The sequence below is a fragment of the Acinetobacter sp. BZX-2 genome (genome assembly GCF_055179795.1).
The window spans coordinates 890,313-910,056 of sequence record NZ_CM143686.1 but is presented as its reverse complement, the minus strand read 5'-3'; the positions used below and the strand labels follow the sequence as shown (position 1 = coordinate 910,056).

The window sequence follows — 19,744 nt, the reverse complement described above, 5'->3', positions numbered from 1 at the left end:
ATCCTCTTTTAAAAATTAAAAGTATGGTTTTCATGAATGAGTTCAATCATCCACTAAAAGAGGATTTTCTAGAAATCATAGAAAATGATCCACTTTTATTTGCATTTAGACCAAAACGAATTTGGCAAGAAATCAATCCAAATTCCGATTCAATTCAGCAACAAACGTACTCTTTAATCAAAGAGTTAGTTTATTATGAATATCTAATTATTCATTATGAAGATAATGAAAAACTCTACTCAGAAACACAAAAATTGGCTAAATTTAGGCAATATCACTGCGAGAAAAAAGCAAAAGAAGCATTAGAAAAACGATTAGAAGAACTACAATTAGAAATTATAATAAAAAACAGTAAAATCAAAGATATAGAGATAATCAAGAAAAATATCAATACTATTGATTTTTGTTTCAATAATTATATTTCTTTAATTAAAAAAAATATTAATAAACTTAATAATGAGAAAGAAATAATCATAGATATTATTAAAAACCTACAACACTGCACTTGGATATTTTCACACCAATTGACCACACTAAAAGCATCATTTAGAGCAAAGCAGTTTCAACTCAATTGACCAGTCATTTTCATCAATATGACCACAGTAAAATTAACTTTTTGGAAATTCAACTTCAAAACAAACCATTATTTTTTGTAAGCGCGATGATGCCTATAGGTGGTACAGCGGTAAGAGCATAGCGATGAAGGTAAAAGGCTGGACTATTGTCCAGCCAAAGAACCAATATAGTTAATTAATCATCAGGGAAAATCACTTGACTTGGCTCTAGCATAATCCCTTGAGGCAAGCTCTTTATTCGATCTTTAAGCCCCATAATTTCGCTATGATATTCAGCTAAATCAAATGATAAATTAATTAAACTATCATTAACCCACAACTCCCAAGTAACCACACCATTTGTATATTCAACATTTACATAATCCCAACCGCTCTCTATGGCTATTCCGCCAACAGCAGTAAATATTAAATAACTTCCTGATCCATTTAATGATTTTTCTAATTCAGAAAAGACAATAAGTCCATCATTACCAATATATTGTCTTAGATCTGATTTACTATTTGGCCAGATAAATGCTGCTTGTGTGAAAGACAATCCATCCAGCTCAAAGACCTCAGCCTCTCCAATAATTTTTACATCTAGTCCTAAATAATTCATCTTTATCATCTCTTAGGTCTAGGAAAATAAGGAAACTGGGTAGATGAACCAGGTTTTGGATTATTAATAAATATCCTCATCTCTCCTGTTGGTGTATTTGGAGTGCTTATATTGAAATCATAGGTTTTTTCATATTTGGTTATCTTGCTATTAATATTTGATGACCAAACATCATAATTTTTCATTGTATCTTCACGCAAGGCTTGTACATTTATGTTCTCACCGAATTGAGTTTTATTCGGGGTAGATACTGTACTAGGATTATACATATGTTTAGTTGAGTGAGTTGTAATAAAATCTTCAGCTACTCTTCCACCATTAGGTTTATAAAACTGCTCTGGAATTTTATTTGAAACTTTAGTAATTTCTGCTGCTTTGGTACCAGTTCGAACACTTAATCCAGCTCCAGCTGGAACAAAAGGAACAAAAATAGCTGCTGAATCAAATACTGCAGAACCAATATTCAGCCAGGTAGGATTGTTATATGCTGAATATATAGAGTAGCCAGCTAATGCAATATCTGGAATAGTATCTAACACCAATCCTGTACTATCCGTATTCATGACAGGATTACTCCCTGCATAGGCATACGGATTCAAGCCGCCTTCAAGCCCAATTGGGTCAGGCTCCATATAACGCCCAAGCTCAGGGTTATAATAACGGTTATGGTTATAGAACCGTTTGCTTTCCTTGTCATAATACTGACCAGGGAAACGCAGATTGAATTTTATTGAACCTACTTCTACAGGATCACCTAATCCAAATGCTGTAGAATCCCATGACCACACAACTGTTGATGTACTGCTATCAATCAAACGACGTGGTGTATTCAAATGGTCTGTGACAATATAATATATTTTAGTTGCTGCACCTGAACCGTAAATAGCAGCAACAGGCTTATCCCCCAACCAGACATATTCAACAATCACACCACTAGCGTTGTATTCCCCAATCAAATGACTGCTTTCATCATAAACATACTGTACAGCTGTCGCCTGAACACCATGCGTGGGCGAAGTTCTTAAACTACGCTCATTTTTATGGTTATAATTCATGTAGTAATAATCAACAGTTCCATGCTCAATTTTACGCCTGCCGCCATTGTCATAAGAACCTCCACCATAAGTACCATAGGCTAAATCGCCCATGGGGGTGTAACTCAGATATTGGGCATTACCATCCTTACTGTAGCTGTTTAGCCTGTTATTATTGTAGGTAGAGTCTGCATTTGTGGCTGGTTGCAGATGATTTCCTGTCGCCCTTAAACTGGTCCGATTGCCATTCCTGTCATAGGTATATGTTATGCCATAGACACTGGTTGCACCATTGGTCCGCTTTTCAGTCAACAAACGGTCAACATTATCGTAAGTAAAAGCATCCCTCGTACCATCATGACGGGTCAGACTGGTAATACGGCCTTCACTATCCCGTCCATAAGCTAAAGAATAATTGATATTACCTGCTGTATTGCTGTTGCTTATAGAACTGATATTTCCGATTGAATCATAATTTATTTTCTGACTGGCATTGCCAGATGCACCCCAAGACAGGCCAGCAAGATCACCGCCACCGTTATAGCTGATTAGGCGGCTGATGACTGTACCCGATACACTGATGCTGGTCACCTGTCCCTTGGATAGGTTAAGTCCATAATTAATTACTCGGCCTGACGGTAAAGTTGTTGAAGTCAGTTTTCCTGCTGTACTGTAGCTGTAACCTACGGACAATGCCTGCCCAGTATTATAGAAATAATTGAGTTGTGTCTTTTTGGTAATACGGTCATAGCTGTCATAACTGTAACTGGTATCAATATCATAACCTGTACTGGTTGTTACCTTGTCAAGCCGCCCATAACGACTTTGATCATAGGTGTAGCTGTCATTCACCTGATGCTCAGTATCAGTGGAACCGCTGCTAGCCTTGCAGGCAAAATTAGTATAACGACCAATTTCATCAATGTTGTTATAGTCACATTGACGGGTTCCATGCAGACGCCTGGTCAGTTGATCGGCATTATTATAAGTATAGGTTTTTTGACCAAAGTCAGTATTGTTTTCCTGAACCAGCACATTGCCGTTGCGGTAGGTCAAAGGTGCTGACCCTGCATTGAGTGCATCTTTTGCTGAAATCACATTGTCATTGGTATCGTAATCTTTGGTATCCGTATTACCATTGCCGTCAGTATGCGTTTTTATACGGTTGAGCAGGTCATATGTCCATTTTTCTGTAATCCCAAGTGTATTGGTTGCCTGAATCAGATTTCCATTGTTATCATAGCCATAGGTGCTCATATACTGACCAGCATCTGTACTTTGCCGTATTCTGTAAGTACGACCCTGAAAATTCAGATCCTGATAAATTGCACTGAAGACATTTCCTGCACTGTCAGTCCTTTTATAACTTTCCTGTGTTCCAATTGGATGATAGGTATATTTCTCAATCGTGTCGTCAGGTAAAACTGACTGTATGCGTCTTCCTGCTACATCATACTGATAGGTGACGACTTCACCATCAGGGCTGGTCTGGCTGATCATCTGTTTGAGATCATTATAACCATAAGTGGTTGTTTGCCCGGTGACAGTGCCTGATGCACCACCTGTACCTACAGTTTTGCTTTTTACAGTACCATCAACATTATAGACTAGTTTTTCTACCATCCCGTTTGGCGAGACAATACGTTCGGGCTGACCAAATGAATTGAAGCCCACATACTGCGTTATTCGGCTAATACCACTTACAACCTTAGAGATATTGGCTACATTACCATACGCATCATAGGCATAAGTGATTTTATCACGTGGTCCATCGACATTGACTAACAGCCCCAGCCCAGTAAGGTTTGCTTCATAGTAACTGTAATTAGTCACTTTACTTGTACTGCCGGCTTGTGTTGAACTTTCAGTCTGAGTAATAATTTGCCCACGGTTATTTAAAACATTGGTTATCTTCAGGTTAGATGTTTGTATGGTTTCAGGTGTGGAATAAGGGTTAGGCTGGCCATCAGCCAGTAATCCATAGACGTAGGTTGTCAGGCGGCTCAGTGGCGTATCTGCTGCTTCTGTTGTGGATGTAAGACGGTTGCGACTATCATAAGTGTAGACTGTATTACTAGCATTGACATCCATCACCTGAATAAGACGGCTGCGTGCAGTATCAAAAGTTGCTGAAGTTAATGGCTTTTTATTTGATGTCAGACAAGGATAGCCTGTATTCGTTAACGTAATACTTTTGTCAGAGTTGATAGTAGTCTGTACAGTGGTGGTCGCCCGACTTATCCCATCCAGTGCAAAGTTTAGGTTGATACTTTTAGAAATATCATCATATATCGTAGTATTGTCCGCTACTGTTCCATTATCAGGTGTAAATGACCTTAATGTCGTCTGAGCTGTAGAATAAGTATTTCCACTGCCTAAAACATAATTTTGAGTTACATCCCACTGACGTACAATCTGAGAAAGTGAATTTTTAACCTGTTTTAAAACAGGATAATAATAACTACTGTCAGCTGTTCTACCTTTACTTGCAACATAAGCTTTCATGGCTCCCAGTTCGGTTAATGCGTTCACATAGGTCGTTTGTCCTGCTGCTGTCGAATTGCTTTCAACCAAGGCATAAACTTTCGCTGTTATACCTGTACTGGGAGTTTTTACATCATATGACTCGTATTTAAACTCAGCAACCTGAGTTACTTCCTGTCCTGCATCAGCATAGCTGACCTTAGTCACTAGGCGGGATTCATCAATTGTCTGCCCACTACCAATATTGGGGTCATCAAAGGTATGCTCAATCATTAATTTATTATTAAAATTATCAGTAACCTGTGTCAGATTCATTGAGCCATCATATTGCATATCTAGGCTTCGTCCCTGAGATTCAATACGTGCAACACGATATAAATCTACAGATGTTGTTGTCGTTGTCTCTATATAACGAGCCACGTTGGTTATACTATTAAATCTATTGGCACCCCCATTAGAACCTAACCAAGAACTTGTGGTTGTTTGTAATCTTCCAGTTTTATCTATATATAAATTTAGGATACTAGAAGATGTTGTCGCTGGGGCTGTTCTATAATTATCACTTGAAATGGTATACTTAACTCCATTCTTTGTAATAACCAAATTTCCATTTATACGATTTAATTCATATTCACCTAAATCAGTATTCCAAGAAAGTTGATTTATTGAATAACGATTCATATCACGGATTGCATCTGCGGAGTATAATCTAGAGAACCCTCCTTTTTCTTCTTTAAAAACAGTATCAATCGTTTCACCAGGTAATCTAGCAATAATTAATTTTGCAGACAATTCTGTTGTTATTGGATTTGATGTATATAGCCAATAATATCCTGGATTGAATGAATCTGGTGTCGTGGAATAACTTGTATATTGAGTTGTTTTTGAGTTTATATTTTGAATAATAATTGATGATTGGTAATTATCACTCCAACCGCTTGTTGTGTTTTCGGGTTGAGCAAAGGTTTGAGCTGCTGATAAATTCAAACGTAACGGTGCTTTATAATTCCACGAATAGGGCAATTTACTGGAAATTAACGGTTGTTGATAAGCAACATCTCCACTCATCAGATCATAACCAGCTGTACAGGACTGAATACCCGGTGAGTTGGCTGCCGCATAATTTTGTGCAACCACATCAGGTGCCGCATAGATTAATTGAGACATTGATAAAAAATAAGCAATAAAAAGAATCGCAACACTACGAAAATTGAAATTAATCATTTTATTAGCCTTATTATTTTGATGTATCTGGCATAGTCGAAATGTTATGTGATTTACCATCTGCAACCACAGGCATATTTGAAACAGGGGCTTTTTCTAAGGCAACCTCATTCATCAACCGAGCCTGATTTTTCCCGAAATCTTCGTTATATCCAGCAGCAACATTACTATTCGTTGCCTGTTCTGTCTTACAACCTGTTATAAAAATACAGCAAAGACCTGAAAAAATGTGGAGAGAAGCATCTAAAAGATTTCCTGTTCTAACTATTCCTGAACTAGAAATAGAAAGAAAATGTCGGACAGTTTTTCGATATAAAATCAACAAAGGCCAAATTAACTTAAAAGGTCTAAGATATAAATCGCAAGCACTCGCCACATTAGGCTTTAATTTTAAAGAGAAAGTTACCATTTATGTTAATCAATTAGACCTGAGCTCTATTTATGTGCAAGATCCTTTCAATAAAAATAACCTAATACAAGCAGACTCAATTTATCCAGAAGCTACTAAAGATTTAACTCTATCAGAATGGTTAGAAGCAAAGGAAATCTTACGTGAAAAGTATAAATTTGATCCTGATGAAATCAAAAATGAAGAGACTTTATATCTAGCACGCTTAAACTTCTTATTAAAAATACAAACACTTAATAAGAAGAATAAACGTTTTAGACAAGTTAAAAATGATTTACCTTTGATGATTAAACAGCAGGAAGATCGTTTAAAGCTAACAAGTCTAAATGATGAAAAAGTTGATGTACGTTCATCCAATATTCATATAGACGATATCCCTCACCTTACATCTGACAATTTACCTTCAGATTTAACTGATTTTTTTTACGAAGAGATTAATTTCGATGAATAATAATACAAATATTGAAGTTCTCTCTAAGTTAAGAAACTTCATTTGTCACCATTCTGATTTTTCAAATGCTTTGACCTGTATTGATGAATGTATGCAGATGAGTTACCTGAATAATCGTCCTATCGGCTCATTATTGCTTGGTGAAGGAGGTGTTGGTAAATCAACGATATGTAAGCTTATTAGAAGTAGATATAAAACATATAAATCTATTGAAGATAATATGGAGAAGTTAATTGTTCCCGCTTTTTATTTTCCAGTCCCATCTCCAATCACGATCAAGAGCCTAGCAATCAGAATGCTAGAAGAGCTTGGATGTACTGACCACAAAGGTACTAGTGAGCAATTAAATTATCGATTACGCATTCTTTTAAAAGAATGCAAAACACAACTGATTATGCTTGATGAGTTTCATCACATTTACAGCTCAAGCGCTCAAAAAAATAAGACTTCGGAAAATGTTGCGAACTGGATCAAGACATTAGCGGATGAAACGAAAATATCTATATGTTTAGTCGGATTACCGAATATTCAACACAATCTGTTCATTGATAGCCAATTAGCACGAAGGTTCTCATGTGTTGTAAAACTCAACCCTCTGACTTTAGATGTACATGCAGAAAATTCGACACTAATACCTTTTTTAAAGCAAATTTCTATATATATGTTAAAGAATTTTAACATTAGATTTGATCCAGAAATTAGCTCAAAAGATCTATCAACGCGAATATTTTTAGCGACTAGTGGCTATCAAGCTTATGTTATGCAGCTTGTACACCAGAGTTGCTTAAATGCGATGAACAATAACCGCCTAGTTGTTTCAATAAGCGACTTTCATGAAGCATATGCTTCGAAAAGTATCTTATATAAACCAATGACTCAAAAAAATATTTTTCAACTCAATCCTTCTCAAATTACTGAAATTCTAATTTAAATCATGAAAAAACTGACTCTTTCTCATACGCCAATTCCGTTTAGTGATGAATTTTTAGCAAGCTTTCTACTTAGAGCATCATACTCAAACGGTTATCAATCGCCGAAACAAATGCTAAATAGTGTTGGCATTCCAGTTTATAAATTATCATATGATTCTATATTTACTGACGAAAATAAATTCAAACAAATCATAGAGTGTTTAGATCTTTCATATGATTTATTAGAATTAGTCATAAAAAAAGTTCCTCCAACTTCTCAATATTTTTTTTGGAATAATAATCAAATAATTCAACCAAAACTGCTTACAATTGGTTTAAATAAGTTCTGTCCAATTTGTTTAGATAAAAATGGTTATTGGAAAAATAACTGGTTATTAACTCCTTTATTAATTTGTCCAGATCATCATGTTAATTTAATAAGCAACTGCCCAGAATGTCACACCACGTTGCAAACAAATCGAAGATCTTTATTCGAATGCTCAAATTGCAATTTTGATCTTCGAAAAAGCCTGATAGAACCATCTGCCCCTGAAAATATGAATATTAACAGCTGGTTCATAGAAAAACTAAATTCAGCTGAAGAAAATTTTGTTGAAATATTTTTTGATATATGGATAGCATTAATTGAATATTTTTCCAATTTAGAAATTACAGCAAACTATTCTTATATTTTAAAATTATGTCACGAGTATTTTCACAATGAAAAAAGATTTGCATCTATATTTATCAAAGAAATCGAGAATAATTTAAATTATGCTCATCCTCAAATTCAAATACTACCATTTTCAAGAAATAAAACTAGATTTAGAAATATTGTAAATGATGTGCAATCCTACTTTAGAGATTATAAAAAAAAATCATCCCTACCCATCAGTAAAAAATTCAACAAAAATGATGTTATTCATATACTTGGGATAACTTTCGTATCATTCAATAAAAGATTGAAAGCTGGAATTTTATATCATGAGCAATTTATCAATAGCGATAAAACTAATTTCACTATAGAAATTCTTGAGGACTGGCTTATTTATGAAAAACAAAATATCAATGGCAACTACAAATATAACCGTCCACCAGCATTAGAAGATGAATCCAGTCACTATTATACCATTACTGAAATCATGAAAATACTTGACATTAATATTGGTAATACACGGTTATTTCTTAAAATGCCAACCATTCCAGCAACCAAAAAATATATCAATCGCTCTATGCAACTATGTCTTGAGAAGGAATTCGTTAATAAATTCAATAAAAATTATATTTTTTTAAGTTCTCTTGCTAGGACTTTAGATGTTTCAGTATTTACTTTAAGAGATAAACTTTCAAGTTTAAATATTAACCCAATTGATAGTGATAAAACTTATCCTGCTTACTATAATAGAAGTTCAGTTAGCCATTTAACTAAAGATATAATTGAAAAAATAACAACATATAAAAACAATCGCAGGCGTAATAAAAAAAATACTACATTTCAGGATAGAAAAAATAATTTTATGAGTCTAAATGAAGCAGCTGAGCTTTTGAGCATTTCATCGTTACAAGTAGCCCAACTAATTCAACATAATTGGATTCAAGTCGAAGATCTAGATGCACGGCCTTACCGCATTCCTAGAAGCAGTGTTAATAAACTACTACAACAAAAGAATGATCCTTCATATATTGAAATAGATGAAGTGCTCAGAACTCTAAATTGTACTTTCAATCAGCTACAAAAAAATTGGATTATGACTGGTTTCTTAACAATAAAATCTATTGGTTATTGCCGATTATTCACTAAGAAACAATTCAATCATGTGTTAGAGATTAAAAAGGAATTTTTTACAGCTTCGGAAGCTAATAAATATCTAGGCATGCATCGAACGCACATTACGAATTTAGTAACGCGTGGATTAATCAAACCATATTTTTATGGCAATCATCATTACTCCATCAGGTTATTTAAAAAAAAGGATGTAGAAAATTTACTTCATTCAGGTTATGGAAATCAACGTAGTGAGAAAAATCTTAACTTATGTGACACAGATTCTTAGAAAATCTTAACTTATGTGTCAAAAGTAGCTCAGATCACGTGTCACAAAAAATTAAAAGCTATTGATTTAATTAAAAAAACCAATCTCACATTATCTGTCATTTACTGGAAAGGTCGAGTTTTCTCGACCTTTCAATATCTGAGAATAAAATATGAATAAAGAACTCAGTATTGATTTAGATTCAATAAATCCTGAAATCAATCAATTACAAGAAGAGGATGAGAATCCAAATCTATTTATAAATCTATATAAAGATACTTTCCTATCTCCTACAATAGCTTTAGAAAATAGCAAATTTGCAAGATTTGTTGAGAACTCTAAATTAAATTACTCACTAAATAAAGCAAGCTCTATAGCTACATTTACAGATAACTTTTTTGTATCTGCAATATTATTTACCCCTAAAGAAGATGGTGTATTTGAGCTTACATATACAAATTTATTTGGTATAAAAAAAGTATTACGTCAAGAGAAGCTAGATACACAAGGAAGAATCATTTTCTGGACTAACGATTGTGTTAAACAAATATCGTTAAAATTCAATAATGAAAAAATTTTCGCAAAAAAGAGAACTAACTTAGAAAAATTTGAACTTTATGGAATTACGTTTAATGATGCAGTTACCCAACTAAATAATTTTTACCAAATTAAAGAAGATCGCAATCAATATGAAGAAATTATCTCAACAAAAAAAAGAGAACTAACCCAAATAGTTGAAAGAATTACAAACAAATTTGATGAATATCAAGAATATTTAGCAACACAAGAAGAACATGAAACTGAGCTAGAAAGCAATATAGATGAATTAAAAGAACAAAAGAGAAATTTTCAAAATAATATAAACCAGCAAAATGCAGAAATTGAATCACTTAACTCACAAATTACTGCGAAAGATAATCAATTATCAAAACTAAATGAAGATTTTTTAGAGTTACAGAACCGTTCGAAATATTTAAGTGACGGTAATGAGCGCTTAGAGGAACGAAGAAAAGAGTTAGAGAAATCAGTAAACTTATTTCCTGATAATCTTGAAGGTTTTGTTGCACGATCAACTAAAACTAAATGGACTTATGGATTTTTAGCATTCATTCCCCTACTTATTTTAGGGTTTATTGTAAATCTTTCTTGGAAGACTTTAAAAGACTTCACCACAATATCAACAGTTGATACGTTTGAAAAAGCATGGATAATCTTGATTCAAAGATTGCCATTTACATTACTCATAATTACATTAGCTTCTATGTGTTTAGCATTCTTATATAAAATGGTTCGTCATTTAACAGAAATTCAACAACAAGAGTTAAATCTTTCAAAAATTAGTATGCTTGCTCGCGATGTTTCTGATAGTGAACATAGCTCTCTAAATGAAGAAATTATCCAAAAACTACGTGTTGATCGAAAAATGAAACTTATAAGAGAGTTTTTGAATTCAGAGTTTAATAGATATCAACAGTTCGCAGAAAGAGAAAGCTCACAAAAAGCAAATTATAACTTTATAGATACTCTCCCATTCAAAAATGTTCCTTTTCTGAATAGAATCTTGAATAGTTCAGATAAAAATGAATAATTTACTCATATTTTATATAGATACGATTTTCAAGTTGCCATTGTAGAACAAATTTACAGCTTAAAATATCAACAGGCTCTAATAAAAAATAATCAAAACTCATTTTAAAACACTTCTATCTAAATTTAGGCTGAATATTATTGTCCTTAATAATTCTGACTATTGAGTAAAGAACTGACCGCCTAACCTGAGTATTATTATAAGAACCCTGATGATCAAAACCTGTCATTTTAAAAACTTGTTTGACACCTACTTGTTTAAATGGAGCACAACCAGACTGGTAAGGAACAGTACCATCACCATCCGCATTTTTTTCAGAGATTTTAAACGTCCCAAACTTACCACTGGTCAATTTAATATATCGTAATCCATTATTTTTTTTAATATTTTCCTTGATGTAATACGAAGCACCTTGCCCCATATACATCGCATCTTTTGCAACATTTTGATTATATGCTTCAACCTCTTGAGCACTTACTCTTGGCAACCTTTTCATTTGTGCAGCCGTTAACCCCCTTAAAGCTTGATCTAAAGTCCAAGTCAAAGTACCAAAACTAGCGTATTTTGGGTCATGCCCATAATTGACATAAGTATGAGGGTGGTATTTATTGGTTATTAAACTATGGAACTCTTTAACTTTTTCAATTTTCTTAAAATATATATCTTTTATTCTCTTACCTGGATTTCTTTGACTTATTAATTTCGCAGGATCAATCAACTCTTCTTTGACCATTTCCCACCAGACACCATCTGCTTTATAAATTTCCTCATAAGGATCGCCTCTAGTTGGCAACGAAACCACATTATTTTGCAAATCTTGCCCATTCATGAGCCCTGACCCATTTAAAAATAACCAAGGTTTTCCATTGTTATATACTTTACTAGGTAGTAACTCTAAACCACCAGGTGCATTTGCTAAAACCGCTGTGACATGTTCCGTATTTTTCCCGAGTACATAAGCTGGTATAGCACCCACATCCCCTGAACCTGCAACAATACGTCGATAAGCTGCCGCAGCACCTTCTGCTGGCATCACCCCATGTACCACACCTGCAATATCACTAGATCTCAATTGCACTAAACGGCGAGTTAATAATCCCCCCATAGAATGAGTCACGATAATGAATTTATGAAAGCGCGCACCCAATGACTTTTTAATTGCGTCAAGCTTTCCTGCGGCTATATTTGCGCCATCTTCACTCGATTGAAGCCAATTATAGCCCATTGCATATACAGGGAAATGAAATGCCTTTAAGTGTTCAATGTCTTGTTGATTTATGTTTGTAAATGCTTCTTGAGGGTGCCAACTCTCTACTTCTTTTTTATTTAAAAGGCTTTTCCATTCATAAATAGATTCTTGCAATTTCATTTGCTGAATAGCAGCATAGCCTCCACCTACACCTCCCATACTATATATAGGTTTTTCGTTTAAATCGACATTATTCAAGACCAATTGTAAATACGTTAAAACACCACCATAACTATCCCAATGCACAGTTCCCCAATAACGATCTCTTAATACTTTCTCTGTTAATTTTAAACGAGTATCAACTTTAATGTCTCCTGTCGTATCTACCCGAGTATTTAAAGGATCTAATTCCGTTTGCAAATCAGCAGGCGATTTTTTCATTTGTGATGTCAAAGTACCCACTTGACCAGTAATACCATTACCAATTCTCCAAACTGGTTTTTTTAAAGCTGTATTGTATATATTTGACCCCATAATTCCGGGTACAAATATAATTGGAATGGTATCATTTAAAGGGATCTCGACATGAGTACCTAGCTTGTTTGAACTAGGGCTAGTCACTGAGTTTGTTTGTGATACGACTTCAGCCATTTTATTTTTCCTTCTTATTATTTGGTGAAGTTTGAACACTGTTTAATATAAAATCATACAGTTGCAAGGCATTTTTTTGGCTTACCGTAGAGATCAAAGGTTCATCATCATGAACCAACTCGGCACTTTCAAAATCAAATTTAATATAGGGGTCATTATCATTATTTAAATCACCTAAGTATTGCCATGCCCCATCTTCAAATCCTCTTTCAAAATACCCTCGTTGTGACATATGATTCAGCACTTCTTCACCCGCCAAACCGTTAATCACTTTTTTATCCTCTCTTAAGTTTTCAATTTTCATTCTGGCTTTTACAATTTCTGGTAAATCATTTTTATTTTTTCTCATAAGCTCGATTAATGGTACATCTGACTCTAGACGAACACGATGTGAAATATCAATTCGAACCCGAGGATAGCTTGGAAAGCTAAAATGTAAATATCCCCCTGTAAATGGAATGTTTTTACTCATATCATCTAAAATAAAAAAATCTTTCCAACATAGACCTGCTTGTGTTTCATCTTTCTTTGATCTTATTTTTATATTTGCCAAGTTATGCTGCATCTCTGTTAACGACTCTTCTAACAGATCATTACTTGCCCCACTCTTTAATATAATAAGCTTTTTAGGGCTTAAATAGAGATAACCATAAATTTCATATAATGAACTAACGTATTTTCCATCTCTAAAAACAATAATATGACTCACTGAACGCCCTACTTGTTGTACAGGCCCTCTCATCTCACTTGTCAATAATCTTCCCTCAGTCTCATGAGGTTCATTTTTTAAATGCTGAATTTTATCATTGATTAATTTTTGGTAAGCTTCATAAGTTTTTATACTTTCATCAACTTCTAAATCGCTACCATTATAATTAAAATTACTGTATTCAATTTGTGTTTCCTTTGGAACAGTCACTTCAATCCGACCAAAACATACCTTCTTAGGATTTTTAAAATCTATCACGTTTATACCTTCTTGTTGTTTTTCAACATTAGAACATGCACTAAAAGAAACTGTTATAAATAAGCAAAAAACAATAACTTTTAATATTTTCATCTTATTCTCTCTATCGTTTTATTCAGGTGAAAAGACTTCAATTTTCAAAGCCGTCATAACGTTTTTATTACAAACCTGCGTTTTACCATCTTCTCCTGATACACCTTCAAAAATCTGACCATCATTAGTCGTAATTTTATATTTGAGGTTTTTCGCTGGTGCTCCATCAGGGTAATGCAAAATAAAGTGTTCATCATATTCTGCATTAAATTCTGGCATAGCAGGGAGTTGGCTAGAAAGTCTTGCACCACTATTCGTTTTAATCTGCCCTGCTTTTAGCTCAAGTAAACCAGGACAGCCAATTTCAATATTTCCATCCTTAATTTTGATATATCCCTCACCTGAAGTAATCAATATTCCTTTACCACTTTCTATTCGTACAAAGTCATTAAGTGAATAAACATGCATTTGTTGTTTTGAAGATAATGTCATTTTTCCTTTTTGAGCAGCTACATCAATATCCCCTTCACCTGATTTAATTCTGATCCCTGCATGCTTCGCAAAAATACTAATTTTATCTAACGCTTTTGCAATCCAACTTTTTCCAGTAAAAAACTGAAGATTTTTAGGTGTGCTAACATCAATATTATCTTTTGACTCAATATGAATACCTTCTTTACTGTCTAAAATGATTGCTGATTCACTATGTAAAGCGACAATACCATTCGCTTCTTCATTCCACTTTTCAAGTTTATCTTTGATAGTGGCTTGCGATTCTAAGTTGGGCTCATCAACTTCATGAACGGAAGCTAACTCTTTAAAGTATTTGTTATTCTCTGTGTGATAGTTCATATTTTCCTGAACTTTATTTCTTGAAAGCTGTTCACCTTGAGCTTGTTCCGAGGTTTCTGTTGTAATCAAAATACCCTTTGGTGCTCGAACAGCTCCCCAATCATCCGTCCTCAACTCAAAACCTTCACCACGACCTTCACTTTCAGCCTGTTCTTTAGGATGACTTAAATTTCCCAAATTCAGTTGCGTAGCACCATGGCTACTTTGAAGTTGAGTACTAATCTGCCCTGTCGTATCATCAAAACGCAGTTGGTTAAAACCCTCACCATTAACCTCTTTGGAACGAATACCACTGAGTTTTTTGGTCGCAGGTAATTTGCCTTTAACATCAAACTGGGTTGGAGAACGTCTTCCTTCATGGATTCGCCCTGTCACGAATGGTCGGTCTATGTTGCCGTCAAAAAAGTCGATCACGACTATTTCGTCTTTGCGTGGTAAAAATCGTGCGCCATAACCATCACCCGCCCACGGCGTCAGTACATCCACCCACGCAGAGTCCATCGTCGTATCATTACTTCCTGCTCCACTATCATGCGTATGATCTTCTTTCCGTGTGAATAAGAACCGAACTTTGATCCGTCCCCATTCATCTACACATATTTCTTCTCCATCACTTACGACCTTAGCGCGTTGCACATGTGCAACTGGACGATGTTCCAACGGATCATATTCAGGAACAATCGCGATATTTCTACGTACCAACATCAATTCATTTGCTTGGCGTTCCTCGCTACTGTCCTTATTTTTTTGCCAATGGCTCAACCTGAGTAGTCTCTCAACTTTGTCTTGTATATCTTTGGGGAAGTTATTCTGATTGTAGAAATTTTTATTTAAGATCAAAAATTCCTTATCATTGTCACGATGATTTTGATCAAGTTCAGGATGCCCGCTCAGTTGAAACCAATAACCGACTTGGCTATCTCGGACGCTGCTATGTGCTGTAAAATATTTAGCTTGCAGCGATTGGTATTGACTGAGATGTTTATTCAGCTTGTCTAGTTGATGATTATTCGAAACAGTTGCTTGGTCTTGTCTTTTTAAGTCACTGATCCATGCGGGTGATAAACTCCATGCCTGTTCAAGACTTAAACTTTCATTGTGCCTTTGGTTACTGTGCTTGTGTGAACTAAGTACTGAACCACAGCCATCCTCTTGACTCAAATAGTCTGCCTGCCAACGTTGTAAATGAATCGCTGTTGATTGCAATTGTCGTTGTGCAATAAAGCTGGTGATCGTGTCATATCGTTCTGTTGCATTTGAGCGATGGTATCGAATGACCCTGCGTTCAAGTGCTTTAAATTGGTTATTGTCGTCAATTAAACGGAGTTTTTGTGGTTCTATGCTTTGACTCTGTGCAGATACTATATGCTGAGATTCATCAATCAAGTAATTAATGGATTCTTCACGCATTAGTCTGGTCAAATATGCAAAATCGCTTTCATTCGATTGCATTGAAAAAGGGCGTATATCGTAATCTTTTGTTAAACCACTCAAATCCAGCTTTAAACTACTCGCAAATAAGGCACTCCGCTGCCGCCACTCTTTGAAAATAACAGCAATAATTTCAACAACACTCTTATTCATAAACACACGGCTATTGCGCCGTTTATGCCATAAACTGCTTGCATCTTGCATAGTTAGGCGATAAAGCGTAAATGCTCCATCAGATTGTCCCTGACTCGCACCTGTAATTATCCCTGTGGTTCTAAATAGTTGCCCCATATCTGTGATTTGATCAACAGCCACTTGGCAACCGATAAATTCTTTTAAAGCGATATAAGGATTGGTTGAAAGGCAAATTAACTCAGCAGACAAACCATCGTTAATACCATGATGTCCTTCAATGCGTTGTAACACGACCTGAGCGTTCAATTCCTCATTTGAAAACTGGGCGGTTATGGCACGCTTGCGTGTGCCATAACCTAATTTATCCAAAATACCAAAAATATTATTTATCATTATTATGACCTATTATTAATTAATAAATCTTAATAACAATATAAGAAATACTCAATATTTAAAGCTTTTCATTTTGTTTCAGTTTAGTTAACAGTCGTTTATAGCCTTGAACGATATATCGTCCAATTTGGTATTTACATAATCATTAGAAGTGCATAAAACTCTCCATATCAAACTTCCATTTAATTCAACTCATACGAATATGTACTCTACACATTCTCATAATGATCATTTTAATCGCAGCATAAATTAAAAAATTCCCTATTTATTTTCAGGTTTTTATCGTTTTTTATGATTTAGCAATGTATTCCTACGTGCTTTTCCTTTAAAATAGACTTACTATCTTTTTGTAACTCGTCTCCACCTCTCTCCAATGTACATGTTTCATTGAGTGGCAGTACGATAAAACATGCCTTTGAAAATTCGCGTGGCTAATAAATTGTAATGACTCAAACATCGCATGATTCTATGGAATCGGTTTCCCACATCAGAGTATTGGATGAATGGCATGAAACCATTCCAGAAGATTTGTATATTCCGCCTGCTGCATTCGAAATTCTACTTGAACATTTCGAAGGACCACTCGACTTTTTAATTTATTTGATTCAAAAAAACGGTTTTGATTTATTACAACTCGATATTGCACCGATTGCTGCTCAATATTTATCATATATGGACAATATGAAGTCCTTAAATATTGAGCTAACCGCAGACTATATGGTCATGGCAGCATTATTAGCAGATTTAAAATCTCGTTTGTTATTGCCAAAACCTAAGACTGTTCATATCGAAAAAGATCCAAAACAAGAATTAATTGACCGTCTTGAAACTTATTTACGTATTAAACAAGCTGCTGAACGTTTAGGGCAAATGCCTGTTTTAGATCGGGATACTTATATGACCAGTGTTTCTATCGGTCATATTCCCAAAGTATACGAAGGCTATAAAGTGGAAATGCTCAGAGATGCATTGTTCTGCATTTTCAATCGTCCTGAACCGATTACCCACAAAATCGAACAAGAACCTGTTTTACTTGAGGAGCGGATCGCCTATATTGAACTAATGGTTAAAACTGGCGAAGTGCTCAATTTTCAAGAGTTACTCAAGCCTAGCCAAGGTCGTATGGGCATGGTTGTTACTTTTATGGCTATTTTAGAATTAACACGTCAGCAAAAAGTTCAAATTATTTCTTCAGGTGTTGAAGCTCCGCTTTCGATTCAAGGAGCGCATGCATGACGATTGATCAAAATAATGCATTCAATGTTGATGAGTTGCATCACGAAGTTTTAATGCAATTGGAAGCGATTATCTTTGCCAGCGATGCACCAGTATCATTGGCACGTTTAAAAGAAGCTTTCCAAGATCAATATTCTAAACAACAATTACGCCAACATTTGCAGCAATTGTCGATTTTGCAACATGGTCGCTCGATTGAACTGGTTGAAACCGCTTTAGGCTATCGCTTTCAAGTTCGTGCAAAATATCGAAATGTGATTGCACAAGTTTGGCCTGATCGACCAACAAGATTATCGCCATCACTGTTAGAAACAGTTGCAGTGATTGCTTATCATCAGCCTGTAACACGTGCTGATATTGAACAAATACGTGGAGTAACGAATAACAGTCAGATTTTAAGGACATTATTCGATTGGAACTGGATTAAAGAATCTGGTTTCCGAGAACTCCCAGGAAGACCTGCGTTGTTAGTCACAACGCCACAGTTTTTAAATGCTTTTGGTCTAATTTCTATAGATCAATTGCCTCCCCTGCAGGACGCCAAGGAAGCTTTTATGGCTTTGGATGCGCAAGCTCCAAAGTCTTAAATAGGTGCACTGTTGATGATTATTTCTAAGGTTATGCTGTCATGAGTGAAAAATTGCAAAAGGTACTCGCACGAGTTGGTTTGGGCTCTCGCCGATATATGGAAGAGGTCATTGCGGCTGGTCGTGTAAGTGTCAATGGGCAGGTTGCTCAAGTGGGTGAACGTATCGAACCAACTGATGAGCTTCGCATCGATGGTCGTAAAGTTCAATTCCAAATTGAAGACGAAATTCGTCGTCGTGTCTTGATTTATTACAAGCCAGAAGGTGAAATCTGCTCACGTAATGATCCTGAGTCACGTCCAACTGTATTTGAACATCTTCCAACGATTGCCAATGACCGTTGGGTTATGGTGGGCCGTCTAGATATCAACTCTACAGGTTTACTACTTTTTACAAATGACGGTGAACTTGCCAATCGTTTAATGCATCCATCGAATGAAATCGAACGTGAATATGCTGTTCGTGTCATGGGTGAAGTGACACCACAGTTGAAAAACAACATGATTAAAGGTGTTGTTTTAGATGATGGTCCTGCAAAATTTGAATCTTTCACTGAAATTGGTGGTGAAGGGATCAACCGTTGGTACCAAGTTGTGGTAAAAGAAGGTCGTAACCGTGAAGTTCGTCGTATCTTTGAATCGCAAGGTTTAAAGGTTAGCCGTTTATTACGTACTCGCTATGGTACTGTTATCTTGCCACGTGAGCTTCGTACTGGTCGTTGGATGGAACTCGATAAGAATGATATCGACAACCTCACTAAAGCGGTTGAGCTTAAACCACGTCAAGGTACTGGTTTATTTGGTATGGCTAAACGCCGTACTGAGCGTATGCAAGATAAACCAATGGCGGCACGTCGTGGGGGCTTCTTACGTCAACAACGCCGTGATAGCGAAGGTGAAATAGTACATAGCAATCAACCAGAACAGCGCGATTACCAAGCAACGAATAACCAGTATGGTCAAA

The 19,744-nt window shown here is 35.4% G+C and carries 12 protein-coding genes and 1 pseudogene; 8 read left to right on the top strand and 5 right to left on the bottom strand.

What is annotated here, in order from left to right:
• The first annotated feature begins 32 nt into the window (after positions 1 to 32).
• The gene (locus tag ACY45D_RS04265) at positions 33 to 575 is read left to right on the top strand and encodes a hypothetical protein (RefSeq protein WP_463108587.1); all 543 of its coding nucleotides are present in this window, start codon (positions 33 to 35) and stop codon (positions 573 to 575) included.
• 175 nt (positions 576 to 750) lie between these two features.
• Here ACY45D_RS04265 and ACY45D_RS04260 read toward each other — a convergent pair whose 3' ends face one another.
• Positions 751 to 1,173, bottom strand: a complete 423-nt coding sequence (locus ACY45D_RS04260; RefSeq protein WP_463108586.1) for a hypothetical protein — start codon at positions 1,171 to 1,173, stop codon at positions 751 to 753.
• 5 nt (positions 1,174 to 1,178) lie between these two features.
• The gene (locus tag ACY45D_RS04255) at positions 1,179 to 5,858 is read right to left on the bottom strand and encodes an RHS repeat-associated core domain-containing protein (protein ID WP_463108585.1); all 4,680 of its coding nucleotides are present in this window, start codon (positions 5,856 to 5,858) and stop codon (positions 1,179 to 1,181) included.
• 284 nt (positions 5,859 to 6,142) lie between these two features.
• On the opposite strand from ACY45D_RS04255, the gene ACY45D_RS04250 reads away from it, so the two are divergent.
• The 4 genes from ACY45D_RS04250 to ACY45D_RS04235 all read left to right on the top strand — a co-directional run bounded on the left by ACY45D_RS04250 (position 6,143) and on the right by ACY45D_RS04235 (position 11,307).
• Positions 6,143 to 6,775 (top strand): Mu transposase C-terminal domain-containing protein, encoded by a 633-nt coding sequence (locus tag ACY45D_RS04250; RefSeq protein ID WP_463108584.1) that lies wholly within the window; start codon positions 6,143 to 6,145, stop codon positions 6,773 to 6,775.
• Positions 6,768 to 7,706 (top strand): TniB family NTP-binding protein, encoded by a 939-nt coding sequence (locus ACY45D_RS04245; protein WP_428854133.1) that lies wholly within the window; start codon positions 6,768 to 6,770, stop codon positions 7,704 to 7,706. Before ACY45D_RS04250 ends, ACY45D_RS04245 begins: the two co-directional genes overlap by 8 nt.
• A gap of 3 nt (positions 7,707 to 7,709) precedes the next feature.
• Positions 7,710 to 9,740, top strand: a complete 2,031-nt coding sequence (locus ACY45D_RS04240; RefSeq protein WP_463108583.1) for a TniQ family protein — start codon at positions 7,710 to 7,712, stop codon at positions 9,738 to 9,740.
• 151 nt (positions 9,741 to 9,891) lie between these two features.
• The gene (locus ACY45D_RS04235; RefSeq protein WP_463108582.1) at positions 9,892 to 11,307 is read left to right on the top strand and encodes a hypothetical protein; all 1,416 of its coding nucleotides are present in this window, start codon (positions 9,892 to 9,894) and stop codon (positions 11,305 to 11,307) included.
• 115 nt (positions 11,308 to 11,422) lie between these two features.
• Here the strand turns inward: ACY45D_RS04235 and ACY45D_RS04230 are convergent, their stop codons facing one another.
• The 3 genes from ACY45D_RS04230 to ACY45D_RS04220 are packed head-to-tail and all read right to left on the bottom strand — an operon-like array spanning position 11,423 to position 16,958.
• Positions 11,423 to 13,147 (bottom strand): esterase/lipase family protein, encoded by a 1,725-nt coding sequence (locus ACY45D_RS04230; RefSeq protein WP_463108581.1) that lies wholly within the window; start codon positions 13,145 to 13,147, stop codon positions 11,423 to 11,425.
• A gap of 1 nt (position 13,148) precedes the next feature.
• Positions 13,149 to 14,207 (bottom strand): T6SS immunity protein Tli4 family protein, encoded by a 1,059-nt coding sequence (locus tag ACY45D_RS04225; RefSeq protein ID WP_463108580.1) that lies wholly within the window; start codon positions 14,205 to 14,207, stop codon positions 13,149 to 13,151.
• A gap of 18 nt (positions 14,208 to 14,225) precedes the next feature.
• Positions 14,226 to 16,958 carry a type VI secretion system Vgr family protein gene (locus ACY45D_RS04220; RefSeq protein ID WP_463108579.1) on the bottom strand — a complete coding sequence of 911 codons (2,733 nt, stop codon included), beginning with the start codon at positions 16,956 to 16,958 and terminating at the stop codon, positions 14,226 to 14,228.
• A gap of 444 nt (positions 16,959 to 17,402) precedes the next feature.
• Between ACY45D_RS04220 and ACY45D_RS04215 the strand changes: the two genes are divergently transcribed.
• The 3 genes and pseudogenes from ACY45D_RS04215 to rluB form a co-directional block, all read left to right on the top strand.
• The gene (locus ACY45D_RS04215) at positions 17,403 to 18,194 is read left to right on the top strand and encodes a segregation and condensation protein A (protein ID WP_463108578.1); all 792 of its coding nucleotides are present in this window, start codon (positions 17,403 to 17,405) and stop codon (positions 18,192 to 18,194) included.
• Positions 18,191 to 18,781, top strand: coding sequence for an SMC-Scp complex subunit ScpB (scpB, locus tag ACY45D_RS04210; protein ID WP_463108577.1), 591 nt, complete (start codon positions 18,191 to 18,193; stop codon positions 18,779 to 18,781). The genes ACY45D_RS04215 and scpB overlap by 4 nt, the downstream gene beginning before the upstream one ends.
• Before the next feature lie 41 nt (positions 18,782 to 18,822).
• Positions 18,823 to 19,680 (top strand): annotated as a pseudogene (gene rluB / locus ACY45D_RS04205) (23S rRNA pseudouridine(2605) synthase RluB); the annotation flags it as partial.
• Between the last annotated feature and the right edge of the window lie 64 nt (positions 19,681 to 19,744).

Excerpts from the sequence above, each read along its gene's own strand:
- ACY45D_RS04265 (WP_463108587.1), top strand. The coding sequence starts at position 33 with ATGAATGAGTTCAATCATCCACTAAAAGAGGATTTTCTAGAAATCATA.
- ACY45D_RS04260 (WP_463108586.1), bottom strand. The coding sequence starts at position 1,173 with ATGAATTATTTAGGACTAGATGTAAAAATTATTGGAGAGGCTGAGGTC.
- ACY45D_RS04255 (WP_463108585.1), bottom strand. The coding sequence starts at position 5,858 with ATGTCTCAATTAATCTATGCGGCACCTGATGTGGTTGCACAAAATTAT.
- ACY45D_RS04250 (WP_463108584.1), top strand. The coding sequence starts at position 6,143 with ATGTGGAGAGAAGCATCTAAAAGATTTCCTGTTCTAACTATTCCTGAA.
- ACY45D_RS04245 (WP_428854133.1), top strand. The coding sequence starts at position 6,768 with ATGAATAATAATACAAATATTGAAGTTCTCTCTAAGTTAAGAAACTTC.
- ACY45D_RS04240 (WP_463108583.1), top strand. The coding sequence starts at position 7,710 with ATGAAAAAACTGACTCTTTCTCATACGCCAATTCCGTTTAGTGATGAA.
- ACY45D_RS04235 (WP_463108582.1), top strand. The coding sequence starts at position 9,892 with ATGAATAAAGAACTCAGTATTGATTTAGATTCAATAAATCCTGAAATC.
- ACY45D_RS04230 (WP_463108581.1), bottom strand. The coding sequence starts at position 13,147 with ATGGCTGAAGTCGTATCACAAACAAACTCAGTGACTAGCCCTAGTTCA.
- ACY45D_RS04225 (WP_463108580.1), bottom strand. The coding sequence starts at position 14,207 with ATGAAAATATTAAAAGTTATTGTTTTTTGCTTATTTATAACAGTTTCT.
- ACY45D_RS04220 (WP_463108579.1), bottom strand. The coding sequence starts at position 16,958 with ATGATAAATAATATTTTTGGTATTTTGGATAAATTAGGTTATGGCACA.
- ACY45D_RS04215 (WP_463108578.1), top strand. The coding sequence starts at position 17,403 with ATGACTCAAACATCGCATGATTCTATGGAATCGGTTTCCCACATCAGA.
- scpB (WP_463108577.1), top strand. The coding sequence starts at position 18,191 with ATGACGATTGATCAAAATAATGCATTCAATGTTGATGAGTTGCATCAC.